This window comes from Saccharothrix sabaoui (genome assembly GCF_051756985.1).
Lineage (GTDB): Bacteria > Actinomycetota > Actinomycetes > Mycobacteriales > Pseudonocardiaceae > Actinosynnema.
Map to the genome: position 1 here is coordinate 1 of NZ_JBPKJK010000150.1, position 21,151 is coordinate 21,151.

The 21,151-nt window shown below is 69.7% G+C and carries 19 protein-coding genes; 6 read left to right on the top strand and 13 right to left on the bottom strand.

Annotated elements, in window-relative coordinates; all coding sequences use genetic code 11:
- Nucleotides 1–29 precede the first annotated feature (29 nt).
- From ACR807_RS32895 to ACR807_RS32940, 10 genes are all read right to left on the bottom strand, one after another.
- Nucleotides 30–995 (bottom strand): sigma-70 family RNA polymerase sigma factor, encoded by a 966-nt coding sequence (locus ACR807_RS32895; RefSeq protein ID WP_438925371.1) that lies wholly within the window; start codon nucleotides 993–995, stop codon nucleotides 30–32.
- Nucleotides 992–1,933, bottom strand: coding sequence for an SAM-dependent methyltransferase (locus tag ACR807_RS32900; RefSeq protein WP_438925372.1), 942 nt, complete (start codon nucleotides 1,931–1,933; stop codon nucleotides 992–994). Before ACR807_RS32900 ends, ACR807_RS32895 begins: the two co-directional genes overlap by 4 nt.
- A 574-nt stretch (nucleotides 1,934–2,507) precedes the next feature.
- Nucleotides 2,508–3,620, bottom strand: coding sequence for an SAM-dependent methyltransferase (locus ACR807_RS32905; RefSeq protein ID WP_438925373.1), 1,113 nt, complete (start codon nucleotides 3,618–3,620; stop codon nucleotides 2,508–2,510).
- A complete protein-coding gene (locus tag ACR807_RS32910; protein ID WP_438925374.1) occupies nucleotides 3,617–4,513 on the bottom strand; it encodes an SAM-dependent methyltransferase in 897 nt (298 codons plus the stop codon). Before ACR807_RS32910 ends, ACR807_RS32905 begins: the two co-directional genes overlap by 4 nt.
- A 379-nt stretch (nucleotides 4,514–4,892) precedes the next feature.
- Nucleotides 4,893–5,849, bottom strand: coding sequence for a hypothetical protein (locus ACR807_RS32915; protein WP_438925375.1), 957 nt, complete (start codon nucleotides 5,847–5,849; stop codon nucleotides 4,893–4,895).
- The gene (locus ACR807_RS32920; protein WP_438925376.1) at nucleotides 5,849–7,096 is read right to left on the bottom strand and encodes a hypothetical protein; all 1,248 of its coding nucleotides are present in this window, start codon (nucleotides 7,094–7,096) and stop codon (nucleotides 5,849–5,851) included. Before ACR807_RS32920 ends, ACR807_RS32915 begins: the two co-directional genes overlap by 1 nt.
- Nucleotides 7,097–7,243: 147 nt before the next feature.
- Nucleotides 7,244–8,098, bottom strand: a complete 855-nt coding sequence (locus ACR807_RS32925; RefSeq protein ID WP_438925377.1) for a helix-turn-helix domain-containing protein — start codon at nucleotides 8,096–8,098, stop codon at nucleotides 7,244–7,246.
- 335 nt (nucleotides 8,099–8,433) lie between these two features.
- A complete protein-coding gene (locus ACR807_RS32930; RefSeq protein ID WP_438925378.1) occupies nucleotides 8,434–10,728 on the bottom strand; it encodes an NB-ARC domain-containing protein in 2,295 nt (764 codons plus the stop codon).
- A gap of 150 nt (nucleotides 10,729–10,878) precedes the next feature.
- Nucleotides 10,879–11,280, bottom strand: a complete 402-nt coding sequence (locus ACR807_RS32935; RefSeq protein ID WP_438925379.1) for an RNA polymerase-binding protein RbpA — start codon at nucleotides 11,278–11,280, stop codon at nucleotides 10,879–10,881.
- A gap of 62 nt (nucleotides 11,281–11,342) precedes the next feature.
- Complete coding sequence (locus tag ACR807_RS32940) at nucleotides 11,343–11,795, bottom strand: hypothetical protein (RefSeq protein WP_438925380.1); 453 nt, start codon at nucleotides 11,793–11,795, stop codon at nucleotides 11,343–11,345.
- Between the two features lie 1,149 nt (nucleotides 11,796–12,944).
- Here ACR807_RS32940 and ACR807_RS32945 point away from each other — a divergent pair.
- The gene (locus tag ACR807_RS32945) at nucleotides 12,945–14,444 is read left to right on the top strand and encodes a helix-turn-helix domain-containing protein (protein WP_438925381.1); all 1,500 of its coding nucleotides are present in this window, start codon (nucleotides 12,945–12,947) and stop codon (nucleotides 14,442–14,444) included.
- On the opposite strand, the gene ACR807_RS32950 is transcribed toward ACR807_RS32945, so the two are convergent.
- Together ACR807_RS32950 and ACR807_RS32955 are read right to left on the bottom strand one after the other, a co-directional pair.
- Nucleotides 14,431–15,252 (bottom strand): alpha/beta hydrolase, encoded by an 822-nt coding sequence (locus ACR807_RS32950; RefSeq protein ID WP_438925382.1) that lies wholly within the window; start codon nucleotides 15,250–15,252, stop codon nucleotides 14,431–14,433. The two genes, ACR807_RS32945 and ACR807_RS32950, sit on opposite strands and share 14 nt — an antisense overlap.
- A 61-nt stretch (nucleotides 15,253–15,313) precedes the next feature.
- Nucleotides 15,314–15,718, bottom strand: a complete 405-nt coding sequence (locus tag ACR807_RS32955) for an NAD-dependent epimerase/dehydratase family protein (RefSeq protein WP_438925383.1) — start codon at nucleotides 15,716–15,718, stop codon at nucleotides 15,314–15,316.
- Between ACR807_RS32955 and ACR807_RS32960 the strand changes: the two genes are divergently transcribed.
- The 4 genes from ACR807_RS32960 (at nucleotide 15,717) to ACR807_RS32975 (ending at nucleotide 19,646) form a co-directional block, all read left to right on the top strand.
- Nucleotides 15,717–16,511, top strand: a complete 795-nt coding sequence (locus tag ACR807_RS32960) for a NucA/NucB deoxyribonuclease domain-containing protein (protein WP_438925384.1) — start codon at nucleotides 15,717–15,719, stop codon at nucleotides 16,509–16,511. The two genes, ACR807_RS32955 and ACR807_RS32960, sit on opposite strands and share 2 nt — an antisense overlap.
- Nucleotides 16,511–17,029, top strand: a complete 519-nt coding sequence (locus ACR807_RS32965) for a hypothetical protein (protein ID WP_438925385.1) — start codon at nucleotides 16,511–16,513, stop codon at nucleotides 17,027–17,029. Before ACR807_RS32960 ends, ACR807_RS32965 begins: the two co-directional genes overlap by 1 nt.
- A gap of 198 nt (nucleotides 17,030–17,227) precedes the next feature.
- Nucleotides 17,228–18,772 (top strand): hypothetical protein, encoded by a 1,545-nt coding sequence (locus tag ACR807_RS32970; RefSeq protein WP_438925386.1) that lies wholly within the window; start codon nucleotides 17,228–17,230, stop codon nucleotides 18,770–18,772.
- Nucleotides 18,753–19,646, top strand: a complete 894-nt coding sequence (locus ACR807_RS32975) for a phosphotransferase (protein ID WP_438925387.1) — start codon at nucleotides 18,753–18,755, stop codon at nucleotides 19,644–19,646. The genes ACR807_RS32970 and ACR807_RS32975 overlap by 20 nt, the downstream gene beginning before the upstream one ends.
- A gap of 386 nt (nucleotides 19,647–20,032) precedes the next feature.
- Here ACR807_RS32975 and ACR807_RS32980 read toward each other — a convergent pair whose 3' ends face one another.
- Complete coding sequence (locus ACR807_RS32980; RefSeq protein ID WP_438925388.1) at nucleotides 20,033–20,197, bottom strand: hypothetical protein; 165 nt, start codon at nucleotides 20,195–20,197, stop codon at nucleotides 20,033–20,035.
- Between the two features lie 363 nt (nucleotides 20,198–20,560).
- On the opposite strand from ACR807_RS32980, the gene ACR807_RS32985 reads away from it, so the two are divergent.
- Nucleotides 20,561–20,836 (top strand): tetratricopeptide repeat protein, encoded by a 276-nt coding sequence (locus ACR807_RS32985; protein ID WP_438925389.1) that lies wholly within the window; start codon nucleotides 20,561–20,563, stop codon nucleotides 20,834–20,836.
- The last annotated feature ends 315 nt before the right edge of the window (nucleotides 20,837–21,151 follow it).

The window sequence follows — 21,151 nt, forward strand, 5'->3', positions numbered from 1 at the left end:
CCGGACCAGGCGGCTGCGTTCGGGCGCGGTCATGAAACGTGACGTGGTCGACGGGTGGCGGGCGGAAACCTGTCGAGGACTCCGTGTCCGGCCGGTGGGCGGGATGCCGGCCCGCTCGCAGGCTCGGTGGACCACGAGGGACTGGTGCGGCCTGTCGCGACGTGTTCGGCCAGCAGGGCTCGGGCCCGGATCGGTGGTAGTCCGTGGACTGCCTGGTTCAACCAGTTCTGGTTGACGTCGGTCAGCACCACGACGGGAACGTGGATGCGTGTGGTCCGGTGTGTCGCGGCGAGGTGGCGGTGTCCGTCGAGCAGTTCGACCGCTCTCCCCCGGCCCGGGACGGGGCGCAGCAGCAGCGGGCGACACAGCCCTCGGTTGGTGATCGAGTGTGTGAGAAGGTCCAGCTCACCGGGTGGGCGGTCCTGGTTGCGGGGGTTGATCCGGATGGTGTCGCGGTGGATGAGGGTGACGGGTGCGCCGATGCCCCACTCGGACATCGCGCGTACTTTGGCCAGCGCCCGGCAGTAGGCGGTGCGGACGGCGTTGGCGGTGATGTCGAACCGGCGGGCGATCTCGCTGTAGGACAGGTCGTGTGCGTCGCGCAGGAGCAGGATGCGGCGGCTTCGCTCGTCCAGGTGTGAGATCAGCTCGATGACGGTGGTGTCGGATTCGGTGTGGGGTTCGACGGTGGGCGCGTGGCCCCTGTCGATGCTGTCGACCAGTTCGGTCATGTCGCCGACGGGATAATGTCGCCAGGTCTTCGTCGACCGGTAGACCTCGGCGACGCGGCGCTGGACGATGACCGCGACCCAGCCGCGCATGGCCTGTGGCGGACCGCTGTAGCGCGGTACGGCTTGCAGCACCGACAGGCACGCGTCCTGGACCAGGTCCTCCTGGGACAGGTGCGCGGGCAGCGGCGCGTGGCAGGACAGCCGCACCGTGCCGCGGATGAACGGCTCCAGTTCCCGCACCAGTTCCCGGGTGGCGTTGTTCACGCGCTCCCTCCAGCTTCGCCGAGTGACCGGGGACGGGGCTCGTGGCGATCGTCGGCGACGGGCCGGGAAGCGGTCCGCAGCCTTGTGGGACTGTCGCGGAGGCCGGCGGACGGCGGCGCCGTGTCGTTGCCGGGTGCCGCGAGTTCGGCCAGGCAGAAGGCGACGCTGGGGGTGCCGTAGCGCACGTCGTGGGGTGCGGGGTGCCACAGCAGTGCGAGCGTGGCGGCTTCCTGGAGGTTCCAGCCGGAGTCGTGGACGAGACGGGCGAGGTCGGCCCGGCAGTCCGGTGTCGGGTCGTCACCCGCGCGGGCGAGGTGGGTGGTGTCGCTGCGGTGGGTGATCGCGAGCAGCGAGCCCGCGGGTGCGACACCCGCGAGGCCGGTCAGTGTCCGGCCGAGGTCGGCGGGGTCGGTGAAGTGGTCGGCCAGTCCGACGGCGAGGAACGCCACCGGTGTGCCCGTCGGGATCAGGCCGGTGTCCCGGATGGTCGACCAGGCGGTGTGGGGGTCGCGGATGTCGGCCGACACGGCGGTGGTGGCGTTGTCGTGTCGGGTCAGCAGTGCGGCGTGCTCGTGCACGGTGGGGTCGGCGTTGACGTAGACCACCGGTGTGGGCGGTCCGGTGAGGTCGGGCGGGATCCGGTGTGGTGCGAGAGCGGTGTCCGGGATGCCGGTGGCGAGGTCGACGATGGCGCCGACTTTCAGGCGGGCGAAGTACAGGGACGTGCGGGCCTGGCAGGACCACGCGGTGCGGGACCGGTCGCGCAGCGCCGGGTCGTGGTGCAGCAGTCGTTGTACCAGTGCGTGTTCGGCGGCGGTGGCGTGGTCGCTGCCGCGCAGGAGGGCGTGGATGCGGGCGGGGTGGCACGTGGTCAGCGGATCGGTGCCGCTGCTGTCGCGGGCCGTGAACCCGGAAGGCCACCGAGGCAGGTCATTCACCGGGCTGCCTCATCTGCCGTGTCGTGCGGCCAGTGGTCCAGCTGGTCGGCCGGACAAGGCGGTGCAGGTCGGTGGGTGGGCGGCGGGTGGGCCGCACGCGTGTCGGGGCTCGGTCGCGGTATCGCGAACTGGTGGTCGTCGTAGTCGGTGACGTGCTCGCCCATCCGTAGCCGCGGGCCGGGCGGTTCGGCGGGGTCGGGCGCGGTCCGGCGCGCCGGCCTGTCGTGGTCGGTGGTCATGCTGTGGTGTCCGGGTCGTGTCCGTCGGTGTTGGTGTCGATCATGTGTGCTCCGTTCGTGTCAGAGTCGTCGTAGTCCGTGCAGGATCCGGTCGAGAAGGACGCGGTAGTCACCGTGCGGGAGTTCCCTGTGTCGCAGGGCTTTGAGTGCCGCGGCTTGCTCGCGGTCGCGGTCGACGGCGTCGACTTGCGTTGTGGAGCAGGACAGCTCTCCGAGCACGGGCAGGTACTCGGTCGGCGGGCCCGGGTCGGACGTCCGCAGCGGCGACCCGCCGTGGCGGGCGAGTCCCCACGATGGGTCGGTCATCTCGGGGGGACGGCGTGGCGGTGGAAGGCTCACCACGGCGTCCCTGTGGCCGGTCGCCGTCTGGCCGGTTGTCCCCACCATCGGTGTAGCCCGGTGGTGAGCACCGTGACCTGTGTCCGACGGTCGGCCACTGTTGCGTTCTGCGGCGCCGGTGGGGTGAAACCGGGTAGCTGCTGCCAGCCAGCGCGTCGCGCGATCGGTACGGGGTCGGGCAGGGCCGGGTCCGGTGATCGGGCCAGCACCAGCAGCGAGTCCTCCCGCACGGTGGTGCGCCAGGCGCGCAGCACCGCACACAACCGGCGCGGGTCGGGCACCAGGTCGCTGATGGTCAGGGCGTCGAGCACCACGGGGCGGCCGGGGTGCAGAAGACGGCCGGGACGCGTCGTGTTGAAGCCGGTCACGGCCTGCCATACCGCGTGTACGTCGCAGGGGTTGGCCACCACCACCCCCACGTGGGAGTGGTGGTTCACCGCTGCCCGGGTCGCGGCGGCCACATGGTGGTCGGTGACGACGTAGACCACGGGGACGGGCGAGGTGTCGTCTTCCAGGGCGACGTGCGCGCAGCGCACGACCCGGTGGGCGGGGAGACCGGTGGACAGGTCCAGGACCTGTTCGACAAGGCCGCGGTCGGTCAGTGTCCGCAGCGCGTGTCCGCGCTGGATCTCGACGGCGCGGGCCTGTGTGTCGATGTCCGGGTCCAGCTCGCGCAGTCGCTGCGCCTCGAGCCGGTCGATCGGGCGGTGGAGGGTGCCGCCGAGCAGGTGGTTGCGCAGCAGGACCGGGTGCGGCCACCGGGTGCTCAACGCGTCCGAAGACGACCCGCCGTCTCCGCTTGCCAGCGCGGCCCTGCCCCGGCCGTCGAGGAAGCACGGTCTGGGCAGTGCACGCCGTGCCGGCGGGGGCGGCAGTAGGTCCAGTTGACGTCCTTCGGCCCGCCCCAGGTCGGTGACCCGGTACAGGCGGCGGCGCCGCGTGCCGGGATGCGCTGGTTGCCACGTGCGGGTCACGAGGCCGGCGGTGACCAGTCGCACCAGGCGCAGGTAGTTACCGCCCGCGCCGGTGTGTTGCCGGATGTCCCGGCCGGTCAGTCCGTGTTCACCTGCCTTGGCCAGCGCTACCAGAATCCGATGCGTCGCGTTCACCGCCGCCCACCGCCCGTATCGACGCCACGGGGCAAGACTCGCCAGGCCGTGTCGGTCGCCGGTGCCTCGTTGACGGGGGCGGTGGTGGTGTGGTGTCGGGGTCGGTATGCGGCGATGCCCGCCAGGACCGAGGCCGCGCGCCCGTCGGGGCGTGCCGGGAACCGTTCGGCGACGCCCGGCCCTGCCGCAGGGCCGCGGGATGCCCAGGTCAGCGGCTGTGTGAGCAGCCAGCCTGCGGTGCGCAGCGACGCGGCCAGTGCCGCGCCGGAGCGGGCGGTGAACGCCCTGTCCAGCGCGGTGTAGAGCAGGCGGGCCCTACCGGCGGCTCTGGCCTGGGCAGGGGTGCGGGCGTCATCGGTGTCGTGGGTGAACACCAGCAGTGACCCGTCGGGCAGCTCGGTCCCCCAGGCGGCCAACATCCGCTCCAGCCCGGAGCCGAGCGGCTCGCTCTCCAGGGCGCCCATGCCGGCGAGCAGCACCACGGGGTGATGCGGGGTCAGCAGTCGACGTGTGCGGATCACCGCCATGGCCTCGCCGGGGCGGTCCGGGGCGCACCGGACGACCCGGTGGGGTGTGCCGCGCAGCAGCGCGGCGGTCTGCGCGGCGGTGCCGGGATCGCCGTCCAGGCGCACCAGGCGCACACCTGTGTGGGCGTCGAAGGCGAAGTAGGGTCCCTCGGGCGTGGGCAGCACCGGGCAGAGGTCGATCACCTGGTCGTAGCCGCGGGCCCGCAGAGTCCGCAGCGTGCCGGTAAGCAGCGTTTCGGACGCCTTGAGGTCCACGACCCAGCGGGGCCATCGGGCGACCAGGCTCTCGGCGAAGCCGCGGTCGGCCTGGGTGTGCACGCGTCCACCGAGCAGGTAGGCGCTCGCCCGCGCCGGACAGGCCCGCACGACCGCCCCAGAGGCGGACGCTCCGGAGGCGGACGCTCCAGAGGAGGCCGGTCCGGTAGAGGAGGACAGTCCGGTGAAGGACGCTCCGGTGCCTGGGTGCAGGGCGGTCGTCATGGCGTTCTCCGTTCGCGGCGTCGCGGGTGGGCGCTCGCTCGGCGAGCGGGCGGGAAGGCCGGGTCGGGTCGGGTCCGGGCAGGGCGATCGCCGCGAGCGTGGTGCCGTACGGGTCCGGCAGGAGGACACGATTCGACGGCGGCGGTGACGTCCTCGGCGGCGGTGTCTTCAGCGGCGATGTCCGTCGATGCCGCGGTCGTGAACAGGGGTTCCTCGCCGGTCGACGGCGGGATCACGGGCCCCCGGTCGGGCCGTAGGGCCCGGATCACGACCGGCCCTCGTCAGGCGCGTCCAGCTGGTTGTCGAGAGTCCACGCGAGCACGGTGTCCAGGCGTCGGGGGTTGAGCAGATGACGTCGGCGCACCGCGTCCGCGCCGTCGTCGGCGTGTTCGCGGGCGAGGACGCGCACGGCCAGCAACCACGCCGCACTACCCGGCCGGTGCACCCGCAGTTGCGGTCCCAACGGCATCCCGGCGACCAGCCGGCCGTCGCAGTAGCGGCGCACCGCGCCGTAGAGGATGTGGGTGCTGACGTCGTGGCGTCGCTTGACCGCGTCGGGATGTTCGCAGGTCAGGAACTCCCCCGCCAGGATCGCTTCGCCCTGCCGGCGGACCGGGTGGGCCAGGGGCAGCGACCGGATCTGCGGGCCGATCGGCCGATCGGTGTGCAGTGTCAGGTCGGCTTCGCGCAACAGGACCTCGAGTCGACGCGGCGTGAGTGCGTGGCGTGCCGCCAGCTCCCCCGGTGTGATCCCCGTGGCGGCCTGTGCCTTGAGTTCCGCCAGGCACGCCAGGCGGAAGGCGTCGACGCGGCTGCGCCCCGACAGCTGCGGCCCCAACGGCAGGGACAGATCTGGCCTACCTGCCGCGACGGCACCCGCGCCGGTTCGGCCGGGGTCGTAGACGGTCACGGTGCGCAGACGGCCACGCGGGTCGACCGCGGTCACCACGGAGTCCAGAGACGCCCCTGACGTGTGCACGCCCGCGATAAGCACCTCGACGCGGTCGCCGTGATCCAGCGCCCAGCCGAGGACGCGATGCCGACGACCCGTCTCGTCGTCCTCGACGAGCGCGACCAGCGCGGGCGCCTGCGACCGCGCCCACCCGGCCAGGTGCGCGCCGGGCATCGCAGCGCCGGAGAGAAGATCCGTGGTCTTGTCGACCCACCGCGGGCCGTCCTCGCCCGGCAACAGGGAATCCACGCGCGGCAGTGGGTGATCCATCAGTCCACCCCGCCGATCGCGGTGTGGCGGGCGCGGGCGTCGTCGGCGCGCTGGGGGTGGCTTGCGCGGTCGAACAGCGCGGCGGCGCGCAGGTAGCCGCTCGCCGCACTGTCGTGTTCGCCGCAGGCGAGCAGGGCGTGGCCGAGGTGCAGTTCGACCTCCGCGAGGTAGAGGGTGTCGGCGTCCGGGTCGAGCAGCAGCACCGCCTCCCCCAGTTCCTCGACGGCCTCGCGGGCGCGGTCCTGCTCGAGCAGGACACCGGCGAGCAGGACCAGCACCCGGGCGGTCTCCGGAAGCCGCGGGCGTGGGGTGGACCCGATCAGCTCCAGGGCGGCGCGGAAGTCCGCTTCCGCCCCGGCCAGGTCACCGGTGGAGTGGCGTACTTCGTCCCTGTGCCGCCTTCGCAGGCCCTTGGCCGTCGGTGAGGTGTCCTCGGCTTCGGCGCGGTGAAGGCAGGTCAGTGCGAGGTCGGGTGCGCCGGTGGCGTGGTGGGCGCGTCCCAGCTGCGACCACGCGGTCGCCTTCGACCAGGCGTGGTCGAACATCACCGCCAGGGCCAGGGCCAGGGCCTGCTCGCCGGCTTGCACGGCCTCGGCGTGGCGGCCCAGTCGCAGCAGCGCCCAGCAGATCCTCGCGTGGGCGGCCGAGGCGTAGGGGTGTTCGAGGCGGCGGGCCGAGGCGGCCAACTGCTGGGTGTCGAGCACGGCGTCGAACAGCCCCGCGGAGCGCAGCAGGATCCACAGCCGCTCGCCGATCCCCCACACCAGGTCGTCGTAGCCCAGGTCGTCCGCCAGCCGCTGGCAGGCCACGACGGTGATCCACTCGGCATCGACCCAGGCACGTGCCGCCACGCGGTCGGGTGGTGTCCACGCCGGGCCGGGTGGTTCGGAGAAGGCGAACTTGCCGGGCTCCAGCGTCTCCGAGGCCGCGGTCAGCCTGGCCATGTAGTGCTCGACCAGCCGCAGGTGCGCGGCGGTCACGTCCAGGTCGGCGGTGACGTCCGGGTCGGCGGTGCGCTCGGCACGCAGCACGTCGGGCACCCGAAACCGGGCTGCGTCGGCCGGGCCGTCGCGGTGCAGCAAATCTGCGGCCACCAGCTCGACCAGCGCCGCGTCGACACTCGCCGGGTCGTGGTCGGGCAACAGGGTCCGGACAGCGTCGAGCCCCAGGTCGAGGCAGGGAGCAGTGCGCAGGATCGCCCGCAGGGTGCGGGCGGGGTCGTCGAGCGCGTGGTGAGCCGGAGTCATGGCGGCAGTCCAGGTGTCGTGATGGCTGTGGAGGGTGGACGCGATGCGGGTCCGTAGGGCCGTCGCAGGCCCTTCATGGGGCTTGACGGCGCCGACGTCGCGGCGTCGGCCGCCGTGAGGGCGCCGGTGCCGCGGGTGGGGCCCCGGTCAGCGGATGCCTTTGTCGTAGACATCGGCCCAGCGGGCGATGACCTGACCGGACTGGGCTTCGGGCAGGGCGCGGGCGTGCAGTTCGCGCATCCGGTGCCGGTAGTGCTCGATGGCGTCGGGGTGGTCGTGGAAGACGGTGGCGAGGCCGCTCTCGCTGTAGGCGAGCGGTGGCAGGGGCGGGGCGAAGGTGAGCAGCGTGGCGTGATGGCGCAGAGCGGGATGCGGTGACGCGGTCATCGGGATGACGTGCACGGTGACGTCGGGCCGGCCGATCAGCAGGGCGAGGTGGAGCAGTTGGTCGCGCATGACGGCCCGGTCCCCCACGACCAGCCGCAGCGCGGTCTCGTGGACGTAGAGGGTGATGTGCGGCGGGGTGCGGCTGTGCAGGAGACGGTCCAGCCGCGCGGCCCGGACCGAGGTCAGGTTCTCGTCGCCGGTCAGGGCCCGGGCGTAGGCCGCGGTCTGGGCGAGGGCGGGCACGGTGAGCGGTTCGTAGGCGACGACGTCGCCGGCCAGGCGTTCGTGGACGGTCAGGGCGGTGAGCGTGTCGGGGCTGCCGTGGTGGGAGCGGGTGAAGCTTCCGGTGTCGGGCTCGTGGACGATGGCCATGACGCGGTCGCGGGTGGCCTTGTCCGCGCCGCAGCGGCCCACCATGATCGCGATCTCCCATTGGCTGGTGCCGCGGCTGCCGGTTTCGAGCTTGCTGAGCTTGCCCAGCGACCAGCCCAGGCTCTCGGCGACCTCGGCGGAGGACAGGCCGGCGGCATGGCGGACGCGGCGCAGTTCCTCGCCGAGCTCGCGGCTGCGCGCCGTGCTCAGCCTCGTCTGGGTGGTCTTCTCGTCGGTGTCCATCAAGCTTCCTCGGTTGTGCTCGGGTGCCACGGTGCGGCCGGTGGCCGTGTTCGAAGTGCGGGGGCCCAGGTCGGGCGGGTGCGGCCGGCAGACCGGTCCGTCCCGGGAGCGTTGACCGTGACCGGTATGGCGTGGTCCGTCCCGGTGCGGGGATCGTTGATCGCGGCGCGCCCGGCGTCGTGGTCGAGGGGTCGGCCACTCCGGGCTGCGGTGCGGGAGGGAAAGTCGGGTCCGGTTCGACGGCTGATACGGCTGTGCGGACAGGCGCACGGTGACCTGGCCGGGCCGCAGAATGGTGCCGGTCATCCGGCCGCTCAGCGTGTCGGTCGTCCTGTTCACGGCCGCCGCGACTCCGGATCCTCGACAGTCCGATCACCGTCGGGCTCGGCCGTGGCGGGAGCACCTGTGGCGGCGAGGCGCTCACGCACCCGGCCGGCGCACGGGGAGTTGACCGACTCGTACACGGTGAGGGCGTCGGCGAGCCGGTGCGGGTAGGACGGGTCGCCGGTGGCGTGGGCGATGTCGGCGAGGACTTCCAAGGCGCGGGCGTGCTCGACGGCATCGGCCAGTCGTGCCAGCCCGTCGACGGCCGCAACGATCAGGGCACGGGCGCGGTCGTGCTGACCTATCCCCAGGTGGGCGCGGGCCAGGTCGACGCGGGTGCGCAGCGCGTTGCGCTCGTCGGGTTCGGGCAGCGCGGCGAACTCGTCGAGGGTGCGTGAGAGTTGGACCTGCGCGAGGTGGGGTTGGCCCGCGTCGAGGTACAGCACGCCGAGGTGGTGGTTGGTCAGGGCCTGCTCGCGCAGCGCTCCTATCGCCTGGTACTGGCGGGCCGAGAGCCGGAACTGGTCACCGGCGTGGTCGACGTTGCCCAACGCTTGGTGGTAGAGGCCCAGGGTGGTGCGGCAGTCCGCCTCGCCCCACCGGTCCCGCAGCCGCAGCCGCAGCGCGAGAGCCGCCGTGAGTGCCTCGGCGGCCTCGTCGAACGCACGCAGCGAGGTCTGCGCCAGTCCGATCCGCGTGAGCATCTCCGCCTGCGCCGCCTCGTCATCCCAGGCGTGGGCGGCGCGCAGGGCGAGGACGTCCAACTCCAACCTGAGCGTGTAGTCCTTGCGGTGCTGCCACAGCGGCCACAGTGCATCGACCAGGTGCCAGGCCCGCCGGTGCCCGCCTGCGGTGTGCAGGGCGTGGGCGTAGGCGGCGACGGTGTCGACGGTGCGCTCCAGCCAGGCCAACGCGCCCGCCCGGTCGGAGAAGGCCACCGCCTCGCCGGACATGTCGTCTTCCGCGGTGGCGGGGTAGGGCGTGCGGCGCCGGTGGGGCGTGACGAGCAGGTCGGCGGCGTGCAGCGCCGGCCACAGCACCAGGTCGACCACCCGCACCAGCGCGGCGAGCCGCACCTTCTTGGGGTCGAGGGTCTCGGCGAGGCGGCGGGCGAGGTGGTGCGGGACCGCGTCGATCTCCCACACCGGCCCGGTAGTCCCCGCCGGATCCTGCGCGCTGTCGGTGCCTGGCAGGTTCGTGGCCGGGTGGTGGGTCAGCAGGTGGGCGGCGACGAGACCGTCGAGCACGCGATGCACCCGCGCAGCCCGGCGCGACCGCGACCGGCTGGTCAGATCCGACCGCTGCTCGTCTGCGGCCTCCACGTCCTGGACCGAGGATGGCTGCTCGTGGGAGGGGGCGAGCAGCGCGAGCAGCATCGGGAAGGTGAAGCGACTGACCGGTTGCACGCCGAGCAGCCGGAACAGCACTTGGCCGAGAGGCTCCAGACCCTCGTAGTCCGCTGTCACGGCACGTTCCACGACGTTGTCCTCCCGCGCGCGGCTGTCCACTGGGTCCCCGGCGAGGTCGGCAGCCAACACGGCCAGCGGCACGCCTGGGTGCAGCGCGGCGTTCGCGGCCAACAACGCGATGCTCAGCGGACGCCCGCCGCAAAGCCCGACCAGCGCGGCGGCGGCCTGGAGGTCGGCGTGCACGCGGTCGTGCCCGGTGATGCCCTGGAACAGGGCCAGCCCGTGCTCTCTGCTCAGGGCCGCGACCTGGTGCGGCCACGCGCCCTGTTCGATCAACCGGACCAGCGGGCGACGGCCGGTGACCATCAACAGGCAGCGCGGTCCGCTGGGCACCAGCGGCATCACCTGTCCGACCTCGCCGACATCGTCGAGCAGCACCGCCAGCGCCCGACCGGAGGTCAGGGTCCGGTACAGCGCGATGCGGTGCTCGGGTTCGGCGGGTAGAGCGTGCTGCGCGACACCCAACGCGAGCAGGAACCCGGTGAGCACGGAATCCGGGTTAGGAACATGAGCCGGTCCACCGGCGTCGAACCGGGCATACAGCAGCCCGTCAGGAAACCTGTCACGCAACTCCGAGAGCCACCGCACCGCCAACGCGGTCTTCCCAATCCCCGCCGGGCCGTGCAGACCCACCATCACCGGGCCCACCCCCACCGCTGCATCGGCGTCGGTGACTGTGGGCAGCAGGAGGCTCAACCGCTCACGATCGCGCTCCCGGTCGGTGAACACCCGCATGCCCGGTGGCAACTGCCACGGAACAACCGCCGCGGCACCTGCGGACGGGTTGTGGAGGTTGAGCATGTCGATGCTGCCCGCCTGCACGGCCGAGCCATGCACGATCCCACCCAACCCGTTCCCCTTGATGGGCCCTGAATTCATGCCGCCCCGTCGATAAGCATCGCAGTGTCCACCCCGTTGCACACCCCTTGCCTCAGGGAGTAAGAAATTTCATCGCTATTTCATTGACGACGCGAGACGCCCCCGCCGTTACCGTCGGACGGAATGCAGTAATTCCAGCCGTTCCCGCAGGAGGGCTTCCAATTCGGGGATGGTCCGGCGTTCCCGGAGCATCTGCCACGGCGTCCTGCCGGGCCTGTCGGTCTTCGGTCCGCGACCTTCCCCCTCGGAGGACGCACGTGACGATCCGCTGCCTGGGTTCCACAACGCGCCGTGCGTGGGGCCGGTCAACGTCGCGGGTCTGCCGCCATGCCGGCGGCATTGCCAGGTCGCAGGCGCGGCAGCCGTCCGGGCCAGACGAAGGGTGAAGGAGTGCTGCCAGAGGCACTGGTAGGTCGCCAGCCAGCCCGGCTCCGGGGCGTCGATGACCGATTCAGGCGTTCTGCGAGCGGGCCAGGGCGTGCTACCCCTGAGCATCTCCCTGTCGAACATTGCACCCCTTGTTTTCGTACAGCGCGAAGACGTTTATTCGGTACCGGGAATATCAGTATCGATCAGTTGTGGACGCGCTTCGTGTGGCCGTCGGCACGGTCGCCGGCCACTCTCGGCGCGTTCTCTTTCGGCGACTCGGCCGCGGACGAGATCGCGGCTTTCGCGGCATCTCCGAAGAGTTCATTCAGCAGTTCGGGCGTGAAGTGCGGGTTCCGACTCAGAGCGTCGATCCCGGCGTTGACCACCGTCTCGTAGGATGCGGTATCGACCTCGTCGGCTTCGACGTCGTCGACGGCCTCAGACTCGGGGCCGGAGTCCTCGAAGCGGGAAAAGGCCGCCAAGACGATCGCCGTCCGTTGGAGGTGCAGGCCGAGCAGATGAGCCGCCCGCCCCAGCGACACGGTGTACTCGACCGTATTGGTCGGGTCCTCTTCGGCCACCAACCGGCCCAGGAAGCGGGCGATGTCGGCGTTGACCCTCGATAGCTGGATGGAGATCGTTCTCCGCTCGTCCACGACATGCTCCGTTGCTGTGCCGATGAAGATGAACCCGACTCGGTGCCGGCAAGTCCCGTTCGACGACGGTCTGGCCCTGTTCGCCTGTACGCCGCAGGCGGTCGGGTCGCAGCGGCGTTGACGAGCCCCAAGGGCGAGCGGTCGACGGGTGAGCGCGATTCGGGGATGTGCGCTTTGCACTCCCTCGCCGCTCGCTGGCATTCCCGGCCGCCCGCGCCCGCCGGGAGTAGAAGCCTGTGTGTCCGCGATCCCGTCGCGGGCTGCATGAGGCGCCGGGAGGCGATGTTGCGGATCATCGCTTCCCGACCGGGATCCGGTTCCATCGTGACGATCCGGGCCCCTGTTCCGCTTAGCTGCGCGAGGAGCGCCATTCGTATGGCGGGGTCGGACGAGAGATGGTCCAGGGACGGAACCACGACCGCGAATGCGCCTCTCAACGTCGCGACATCCAAGACCGCAGTGGAGCCGACACGGCCGCCGAGGCGTTCGTCGGCCACGTCGCGGTCGACCGCGACTTGTGACAACGGCAGCTCAGTGTGCTGGCAGTACCGTGCGACGGTTCGACGGATCCTCTCCGGCGGGTCCCTCCATCGGATGTCGCCTGTGTCGCGGGTGTCGCCTGTGTCGAAGGCGCTGTTGACGCGCGCGTAGCCGACGACCTGAGGGAGATCGTCGCCGCGAAGCGGCGCACTGGTAGATGGCCGCTTCATCCGGTGAACACCGTTGCGCGTGATGGGCATCGTGCGATGATGTGGGGCAATCCGGTAGCGAAGACGCCGGAGGCGACAGTCGCGTGATGTTCTCGCGATGCAGCTATCCACATCCGCCTCACCTCCGGTTCCGCTGGGGACGGTGGCTTGTAATTCCATGTCCGTCGTGATGACCAAGAGTGGCGTCGGCTAGCACTTGTGAGGTTGCGGGTAGCAGCAAGTTGATCTGCGAAAAACGCAAGTGCCGTTACGGTGTGTTTTAGTAGCGTGACCTGGCTGACCGGGGTTCGGTCGGAGCCGGAGGGAGGCGGTCGTCATAGGCGACACCGATGCGGTGCGTCACTGCGCTTGCGGCACCCGGCTCGCCCGCGACAACCGCACCGACCGCTGTGGTGCCTGCACCCGGGCCGGGCGCCGTCACCAGACCGAACCCCCCGAGGTGTCCTCCGAGTTCTGGGACCACCCCGAGCTGCGCAGTGCCCTGACCGTCCGAGACATCGGCGCCGTCATCCGCGCCTACCGCAAACACCCCCACCACCCCCGGCCCATCCGGCAGGAGACCGCCGCGGCCTGGATCGGCTTGTCACCCACACGACTGAGCAGGATCGAGAACGGCGAGCCCGTCAACGACCTCACGAAGCTCGCGCGCTGGGCGCAGCTCCTGCACATCCCGCAGCACCTACTCTGGTTCCGGATGCCCGACGCAGGCGACCCCTCACAGACAGCGCAGCCGGAACAACGCCACGAGCAACCCTCCGGCGGACTACATCTCCAGGTGGTGCTCGACGGACAACTGGTGCTCGTGCCGCTGGACCAGCGGAGCATCACGACCCGTGACCTCGCCTCCCTGCTGGATAGGTGGATCATGGACGGGGCTCGCCTGTCCGGAGCAAACGCCGCTCCTGTCGCCCACAGCGACATGCCGATAAGCCGCCGCTCTCTTCTTCAAGGGACCGCTGTCTTCATGTTTCCAGCGCTCGGACCGGGCGAGATCGCGCAAGTGGACAAAGCGATGGCGAACCCTCGCCGCTTCCTAAACGGTGAAGTGGTCGATCATCTCGCCCGCCAACTCCGCGAGGCCATGGCGGACGACGGCCGCCAAGGCCCGAAGAAGACATTGCCGGTCGCGCTCGGACTCCTGGAAGCCGTCCGACAAGTGGCGCGCGACGTGAAACCCGACGTCCGTCGTCAACTCCTGTCGATGGGCGCGCAAGCAGCGGAATTCACCGGCTGGCTCTACCGGGACGCCCAGGAGCCCGAGCGCGCCGCATTCTGGCGGGATCGTGCGACCGAATGGGCACAGGAAGTCAACGACACCTCCATGCAGGGCTACATCCTGTTGAAGAAGGCCCAGGCCGCCTACGACGAACGTGACGCGCTGCGCATGCTTACCCTCAGCCAGGCCGCTCAATCGGGACCATGGTCGCTTCCGGTCCGCGTGAGGGCTGAGGCTGCCCAGCAGGAGGCCCGTGCCCACGCGATGCTGGGAGTGGACGACACGGAAGTCGACCGGAAGTTGGACGAGGCCCACACCCTATTGGCGGACGCCGAGAGCAGCAGCGGCGACGCCAAGGAAGCCCTCGGTGGCCACTACAACGCCACGCTGCTGACGATGCAGACGGCAATCTGCCACACCGAAGCCGGGCGCCCGCGTCGAGCCGCTGACCTGTACCGCGCGTCCTTGTCCGCCCACGAGTTCTCGCCTCGTGACTACGGCTACTTCATGTCGCTCATGGCGACCTCGCTGGGCCTGGCAGGCGAACCCGACGAAGCAGCCCATACGGCGCTCAAGTCCCTGGCCTTGGCCCAGGAGACCGACTCGCACCGCACGCTCAAGGAACTGTCGGCGGTGGTCGAGACCCTGAAGCCCTGGAAGACCCGGGCGGCCGTGCGAGAACTTCACGAAGCGGTGTCGGCGGTCACCATCACACCGCGGTGATCCACTCCGCCACGGTCCGGACGACCGATGCCTGCCACTGCCGGCTCTGGGGGTTGAGGTAGCCGGGATCGTCGTGCACGGCGAACCCGTGCTGCGAGCCTTCGATCTCGACCAACCGGTGCTCGGCACTGAACTGGGACACGGCCCAGCGTGACGACTCGACCGGGACGAAGGTGTCCTTGGTGCCGTGCACGATCAGCGTCGGCGCGGTGATCTCGCCCAGCGACAGGTGCGGACTCAGCCAGAACACCTCGTTGAGCAGGGCCCGCCCGTGCCGGAAGGTGGGCGTGAAGTCGATGTACCCCTGCTCGACCAACAGTTGGGACGTGTCGTCGTCCAGATAGTCATCGGACCAGTAGTCCCGGCTGTCGATCGTCCGCTTCTTGTAATCCAGTTGAGGGTTGAGCAGTACCAAACGCTCCACCTCGTCGGACCGCTTGGCCGCATAATAAGCGCAGATACCGCCCCCGAAACTTGCGCCGAGCAGGCTCGCCGTTTCGACACCGGCCACTTCCCGGACATGCCGCAACGCGACACGGATGTCATTGAGGATCGCGGACAGCGTCACGTCCTGCTGACGTCCGTCACTTTGGCCGTGGCCTCGCAAGTCGAAACGCAAGCTCGCGACGCCGACTTTAGCCAGACCGTCCGCCAAACGCCCGAAAAATCCGCCCTCCTCGCGGGTGACGCCGCCACCGTGGACGAGAACAATCGCATGACTCGACGTCGCTTCAGGTGTCACGATCGTGCCCCGAAGTTGAAGGCCGTCAAGAGCCCGAAAAACCGTCTCGACGCTGGTCGCGGCCATCTCAGCTCCTATCCCTCATCAACTGTGGTCATCATCGCAGGGAAACGATCAAGACGACACCTCAGGACCGTCGACAGCTGCCCCAGCCGGAGTCCCCGTCCGCGTCGGGCAGGCACTCCAGCACCGGGGACGACTCGGTCAACGGCTCGATCGGCCAGCCGGCGTAGGCCGACATGGAGGAGACGAACACGTACCGGTCCGCGACCGGCTCCAGGAGGTGGGCCAACGCGAGCACTTCGCGCGGCGCGTACCCGGAGGTGTCGATCACGACGTCCCACGGCCCGTGCGACGCCAGCCGGGCCAGGTCCTCCAGGCTGGTGCGATCCCCGCGTACCACGTGGACACCGTTGGCGTCCTCGCCGTTCAGGCCGCGCCGAAAGGTCGTCACCTCGTGCCCGGCCTCCAGTGCCGCGTCGACCACGGCCCGGCCGAGGAACCAGGACCCGCCAAGTACCAGAGCGCGCATGATCACCATCGTGGCGAACCCCGTCCCGAGGCGGAACGCGGGGCGGACGTCGCCACAGGGGGCGCCTGTCCGCCGAATGGTGGACCCGACCATGCAAACGGGGACACCAACTGTTGGTTATGCCACGCTCGCATCACGTTACAACGATCAAGGGGACTGTGTGGGGACCAAGTCCATAGGCGCGGTGTTACCGCTGGTCGTACTCGCCGCGGCGGCGTTCGTTGTCGCACCCGAGGCGGTCGAATCGGGGCTGGGCTGGCTTGCGGAGGTTAACCCGCTCGCAGGCGGGGTCGAACTCGTGGGCGAGGGGGACGTGCAGTTCATGGTCGCCGCGTCGGCATCGGCACAGGTGGACAAGTGCACGCCCAAGCAGAGTCTGGCCGCACAGGCATGTGACGATCTGAAGTTCGTCGTCCTCGACGCGGCGAAAATGCCGTTTATCACCCGTAACGTCTCCGAAGCGTGGCGTGCCGGAAAACCAGGCGTGCTGACCAAGGATTCCGCCGCCGAACCGGAAAACCGCAAACAGGTCTGCCTTCGCACCTTCCCCCGCCCTCACGGCGGACAATGTGACGAATACCCCTTCGCGAGCACCCGGGAGGGCGGACAAGGCGCACTCGAAATGGAGGTTCCCCCTCGGGAGAATGCCTGCCAAGGGGGCACGCTGCGTGCCCATTACGGTGCGCTCGGGATCAACGACGGCGACAGCTTCCTGGTGGCTATCATCCATCCGACGAAGATTGCTCAAGGCCCTTACACGGGTACCGACATCGCAGAGGAGTCGGCCTGCTGATGAACCAGCCTGCGACGGCGACTAGCCTGGAAGTCGAGATCAGCCACGGCCAGGTCTACATCTACTCGGCCGCTCCCTGGGCGAGCGACCCGGACGGACACAACGCGGTCCTGCGCGCCCTCGACGACGCCCACCGGTCGGGCCGCTACGTCGGCACGTCCGCCGGACTCATCGACCTCGTCACACCAGTGGAGTGGAACTTCACAGCGCCGATGCGGGTCGAGACGTGGGCCGACGAACCCTCGCTCGACGACGCCGATTGGGACCACGTCGTCGACGTGGACCTTGACGTATCGGACGGGATCCTGTCGTTCGAAGGCTCGGGCGGACGACCGCCCATTCCATGCGAAGTGCCCACCGGCAAGTATCGCGCCCGAATCGCCGGCCGCGGCTACGAGCAGGCGACCCAGGGAGTGGACGGCATGGACGATTACCGTATCCAACTATGGAAACGCGATTCAGACCAAGCTCCCACCCTCCGTAAACGCTGGAACGGCTGGGGCGCCTGGCAGCGCTGATTTACACCACCGGTTCGACATTGGCAACGCCAGCATCGCAGGGCGAAGATCAAGCCGACACCTCGGAGCCACCGACGAGAAACCGATCGACATTCAACCCGTCCGACAGCCACACAGACGACACGGACACCAGGTGTACGCACAGCGTCGACACCGACCGTCCAGATGCGCGGCCTGTGCTTGAAGGAGGTGGTCATCGTGGACACCACTGACGCGGTGCGACGCTGCGCCTGTGGCACTCGACTCGCCCGTGACAACCGCACTGACCGATGCGGTCCGTGCACCCGAGCCGGACGCCGCCACCCCGCCGAACCACCCGAGGTCCCCGCCGAGTTCTGGAACCACCCCGACCTGCGCGCCGCCCTGGCCGCCCGCGACATCGGCGCCGTCATCCGCGCCTACCGCAAACATCCCCACCACGGACAGCCCATCCAACAAGCCACCGCCGCAGCCTGGATCAGCCTCTCCTCCACACGCCTGAGCCGGATCGAGAACGGCGAACCCGTCAACGACCTCACCAAACTCACCCGCTGGGCCCAACTCCTCCGCATCCCCCACCACCACCTCTGGTTCCACATGCCCACCACACCACCAGCCGACGCGGCGGGTGGAGTACCGACAGGCGGCAGTCAAGAACCACCAGGCGAAGCGCTGCTATACGACGCTGTTCTACTGGGCGGCCGGTCGATGGAGATGCATCCGGCTGACGCGCGGCAGGCCGACGTGCAGAGGCTGATGTCCGCGGCGGCACAGCGTGCGGTCGACTTCGGCTCGGTGCTGGCGACCGCAACGGCGGACAACCCGGACCTCGACTGGCTGGGAGTCGCGCTGGCGGAATTGGCCACCGCCTACGTCCACACCCCTGCGGTGGATCTACTCAGGCACATCGTCGATGCCCGCGACACCACATTCGCCCTGATCCGGCGGGGTGTACGGCCCCGCCAGCTCCGCGACGCCTATGCCGTGGCCGGGATCGGATGCCTGCTGTTGGCCTCCGCCTCGCAGAACCTCGGCGATCACGCCTCCGCCCGCATCCAGTTGCACACCGCCGAACGCTGCGCCGAAGCCGCTGACAGCGACGCCCTGCGCGTCTGGACGCGTGGCAGCGCTGCCTTGGCCCTGGAATGGAGTTCCACGCCCGCCGCAGCGTTGAGATTCCTCGACTCCGGCTCACTAGACGCGGTAGGTCCTCAGACCATGCGACGCACCGTTGCCCTGGAGGCGCGGGCAAGCGCCCGAACAGGAAACGTCACCCGAGCCCGCGACGCGCTACGGCGCCTGGACGAGTTGGATTCGCTGCCCGAGCAGCACGACGAGGTCAGCGCCTTCGGCGGCATCTTCACCTTCCCCCGAGCCAAAGCAGCCTACTACCGGGCCGGCACGCATGACCTGCTCGGTGACGCCGCACCGGCACGCCGCCACGCAGACGACGCGCTCACCGCCTACGCCGGAGCACCCGAACAGGAACGTTCCTACGGCGATGTGGCACTCGCCCGCGTCGTACTCGCCCACAGCCACCTGCTCGACCGGGACCTCGACGCCGCCTCGGCGGCCTTGCAACCACTGCGGCGACTCCAGCCCGGCGAACGCATCGCACAACTGCCCTTGGCGGTCCATCGCACACGCGGGTTGCTTACCGCAGTCGCAGGCGCTCGACGTGCTCACGAACTGCTCGACGACCTGCTCGACGCACCCACGGCGGTGCGCTCGCTAGATTCGAGGGGTGACCGCACCGCACCCTGACGAGGAACCCACCGAACTCCTGGTGGAGCGCGCCGCCCACGAGCTGGGTCTGGACACCAGCGGACTGCGGCTGCTGCATCAACACGCCACTGCGGTCTACCTGCTGCCGGCTGTCGATGCCATCGCCCGCGTTCACACCGGCGACCCGGCCGCCGCCGCGCGCTCGGTGACGATCGCCAGCTGGCTGACCGGTCGAGGCTTCCCCGCCACGGCCCCGCTGCCAGGCGGCCGACCAATCACCGACGACAGGCGCACCGTCACCTTCTGGACCCATTACCCCCAACCCGGCACGCCTGTCCAGCCCGACCCAGCCGAACTCGGCCATCTCCTGCACGAGCTGCACCGACTGCCGCCGCCCCCGGTCGTCCTGCCCATCTACCGTCCCTTGGCTTCCCTCTACGCGACCATTACCACCGCAGCCTGTCTGACTCCCGATGACCGTGCCTGGCTCACCGACACGGCCAGCTCCCTGCTGGGTAACTACGCCGAACTCGACTTCCCACTCGGCCACGGCCACCTGCACGGCGACGCCTACCCCGGCAACCTGCTCCTCGACACGACCAGTGGTCTGTGGCGGCTCGGTGACTGGGACGAAACCGCCGTAGGCCCGCGCGAACTCGATTTGGCCAACACCTACCAGGGCATCCGCATGGGCCGCACCACCGTCGAGCTGGACCGCTTCGCCCAGGCGTACGGCTACGACCTGCGCGACTGGACGGGCCTGCCGACCCTGCACGCCCTTCGAGACCTGCACACACTTGGTTCTTTCATCCGCCGCACCGACCACGGCGACAGCGAAGCCGCCATCGTGCTTCGTCACCGCCTGCACGTCCTGCGACAGGGCACACCAGCGATGATGTGGCACGACGCTTGACGGGTCCCGGCTCCGGCCGGTGTCGGAACGGATATGGAAGTGGACGACAGGTCGGACACCTCACCGGACGAGCTGCGCGACCGCATGGTCGACCACATCGGCGACGACCGGGCTACAGCCGGGTCCAGACGGCCAAGCTGCTGCTGTTCGCCTTCGTCATGACCGCCGCGACGGCGCTCGACATCACCCAGGTGAAGGGGGCCATTGGACGGGCAGGGGCGGCGGCCGCGGCGGCGCTGACCGGTTCTCTGGGCGTGGTCTCGCTGGCGACCAGGGCTGGTCGAGGGCGATGGCTGAACCCGCTCCTTCCGAGCTGACAACCTCACAGCCACCCGCAGCTTCGCAGGACCACCCCGGTGTCATCCGCGGCGGTCCCACTGCGGACGTCAACCCCCGTTCAGCCGGGTGTACTCGGAGGTCGTTTCACCTTCGAGTACCAGTCGGTCCGCCGAGCAGGTGAAGCTGTCCTCCGCGGTGGTCTTGGTGAAGCTGTTCAGGGTCTTCTCGCTGATCAGGGTTCCGTCGACTTCGCGGCGTCTGGGGATGTCCACGGACGTTATATCCAGGTGGACCGTGCCGTCGTCGGCTTCGTAGCGGTACTCGATCTTTCCGGTGTAGGTGTCCGGTCAGTGAGTGGTCGTTGTACGTCCCGGTTTCCACCACGCCGTCACCGAAGTCCAACGCCTCGGTCCCATCCGGGTGGAAGCTGCGCACGGCACCGGAGCGTTCCATGCGGATGACGATGTCCTCCAGCACGAGGTCATGGGTGCTGGAGTGGATCGCCCCGAGTCGAGTGGAGGCTCTGATACCTGGAAGGGTAAGGAGCTATGGCACCACCGAGGAAGTACTAATCTGAGCTGCGGGAACGCACGGTTCGATTGGTCTTGAGTTGCGTGAGCAGGGCGAACGGACGGGTGGACAGCCTCGGCTACATCGAACACCACAGCGGCCACCACACGCTGTCCGTCGAGCACTACCACCAAGCACTGGCCCTATTCCGCGATCTCGGCTACCACTTCGAAACCGCGAACACCCTCGACGGCCTCGGACACCCTCAAACCGCTCTCGGACACCACGAGCAGGCCCGCACCGTATGGCAGGGATTCCTGCGGCTGTACCGGCAACAAGGCCGTGATGACGACGCCACACGCGTCGAGCAGCAACTCGACCGCCTCGACACCACCCAGTAAACCACGGTGATGCGATGGGCGACACGTACGGCAGTTGGGGGAGGGTGAGGATCAAAGCCTCCGAGCGACCGGGGGGGAACCTCATGTGCCTGCTTCCGCGACCGCCCGGTGTTCGCCCGCCAGTTCAAGGCGGCGGTCTGCCTGACCCCTCCTGCCCGCTACCGCCGCACGACCTCGGCCCGCTTGGCCTAAGCCGGTCCGTTTGCCGGAGAAGAGCCGGCCGTCGGCGGTAGGCCGCTTCGAGGGCGGCGGGGCCCACTTACGGTTCACGAGCCGTTGACGGTGGCGACCGGCGAGCCGATCACCTGCGGTTTC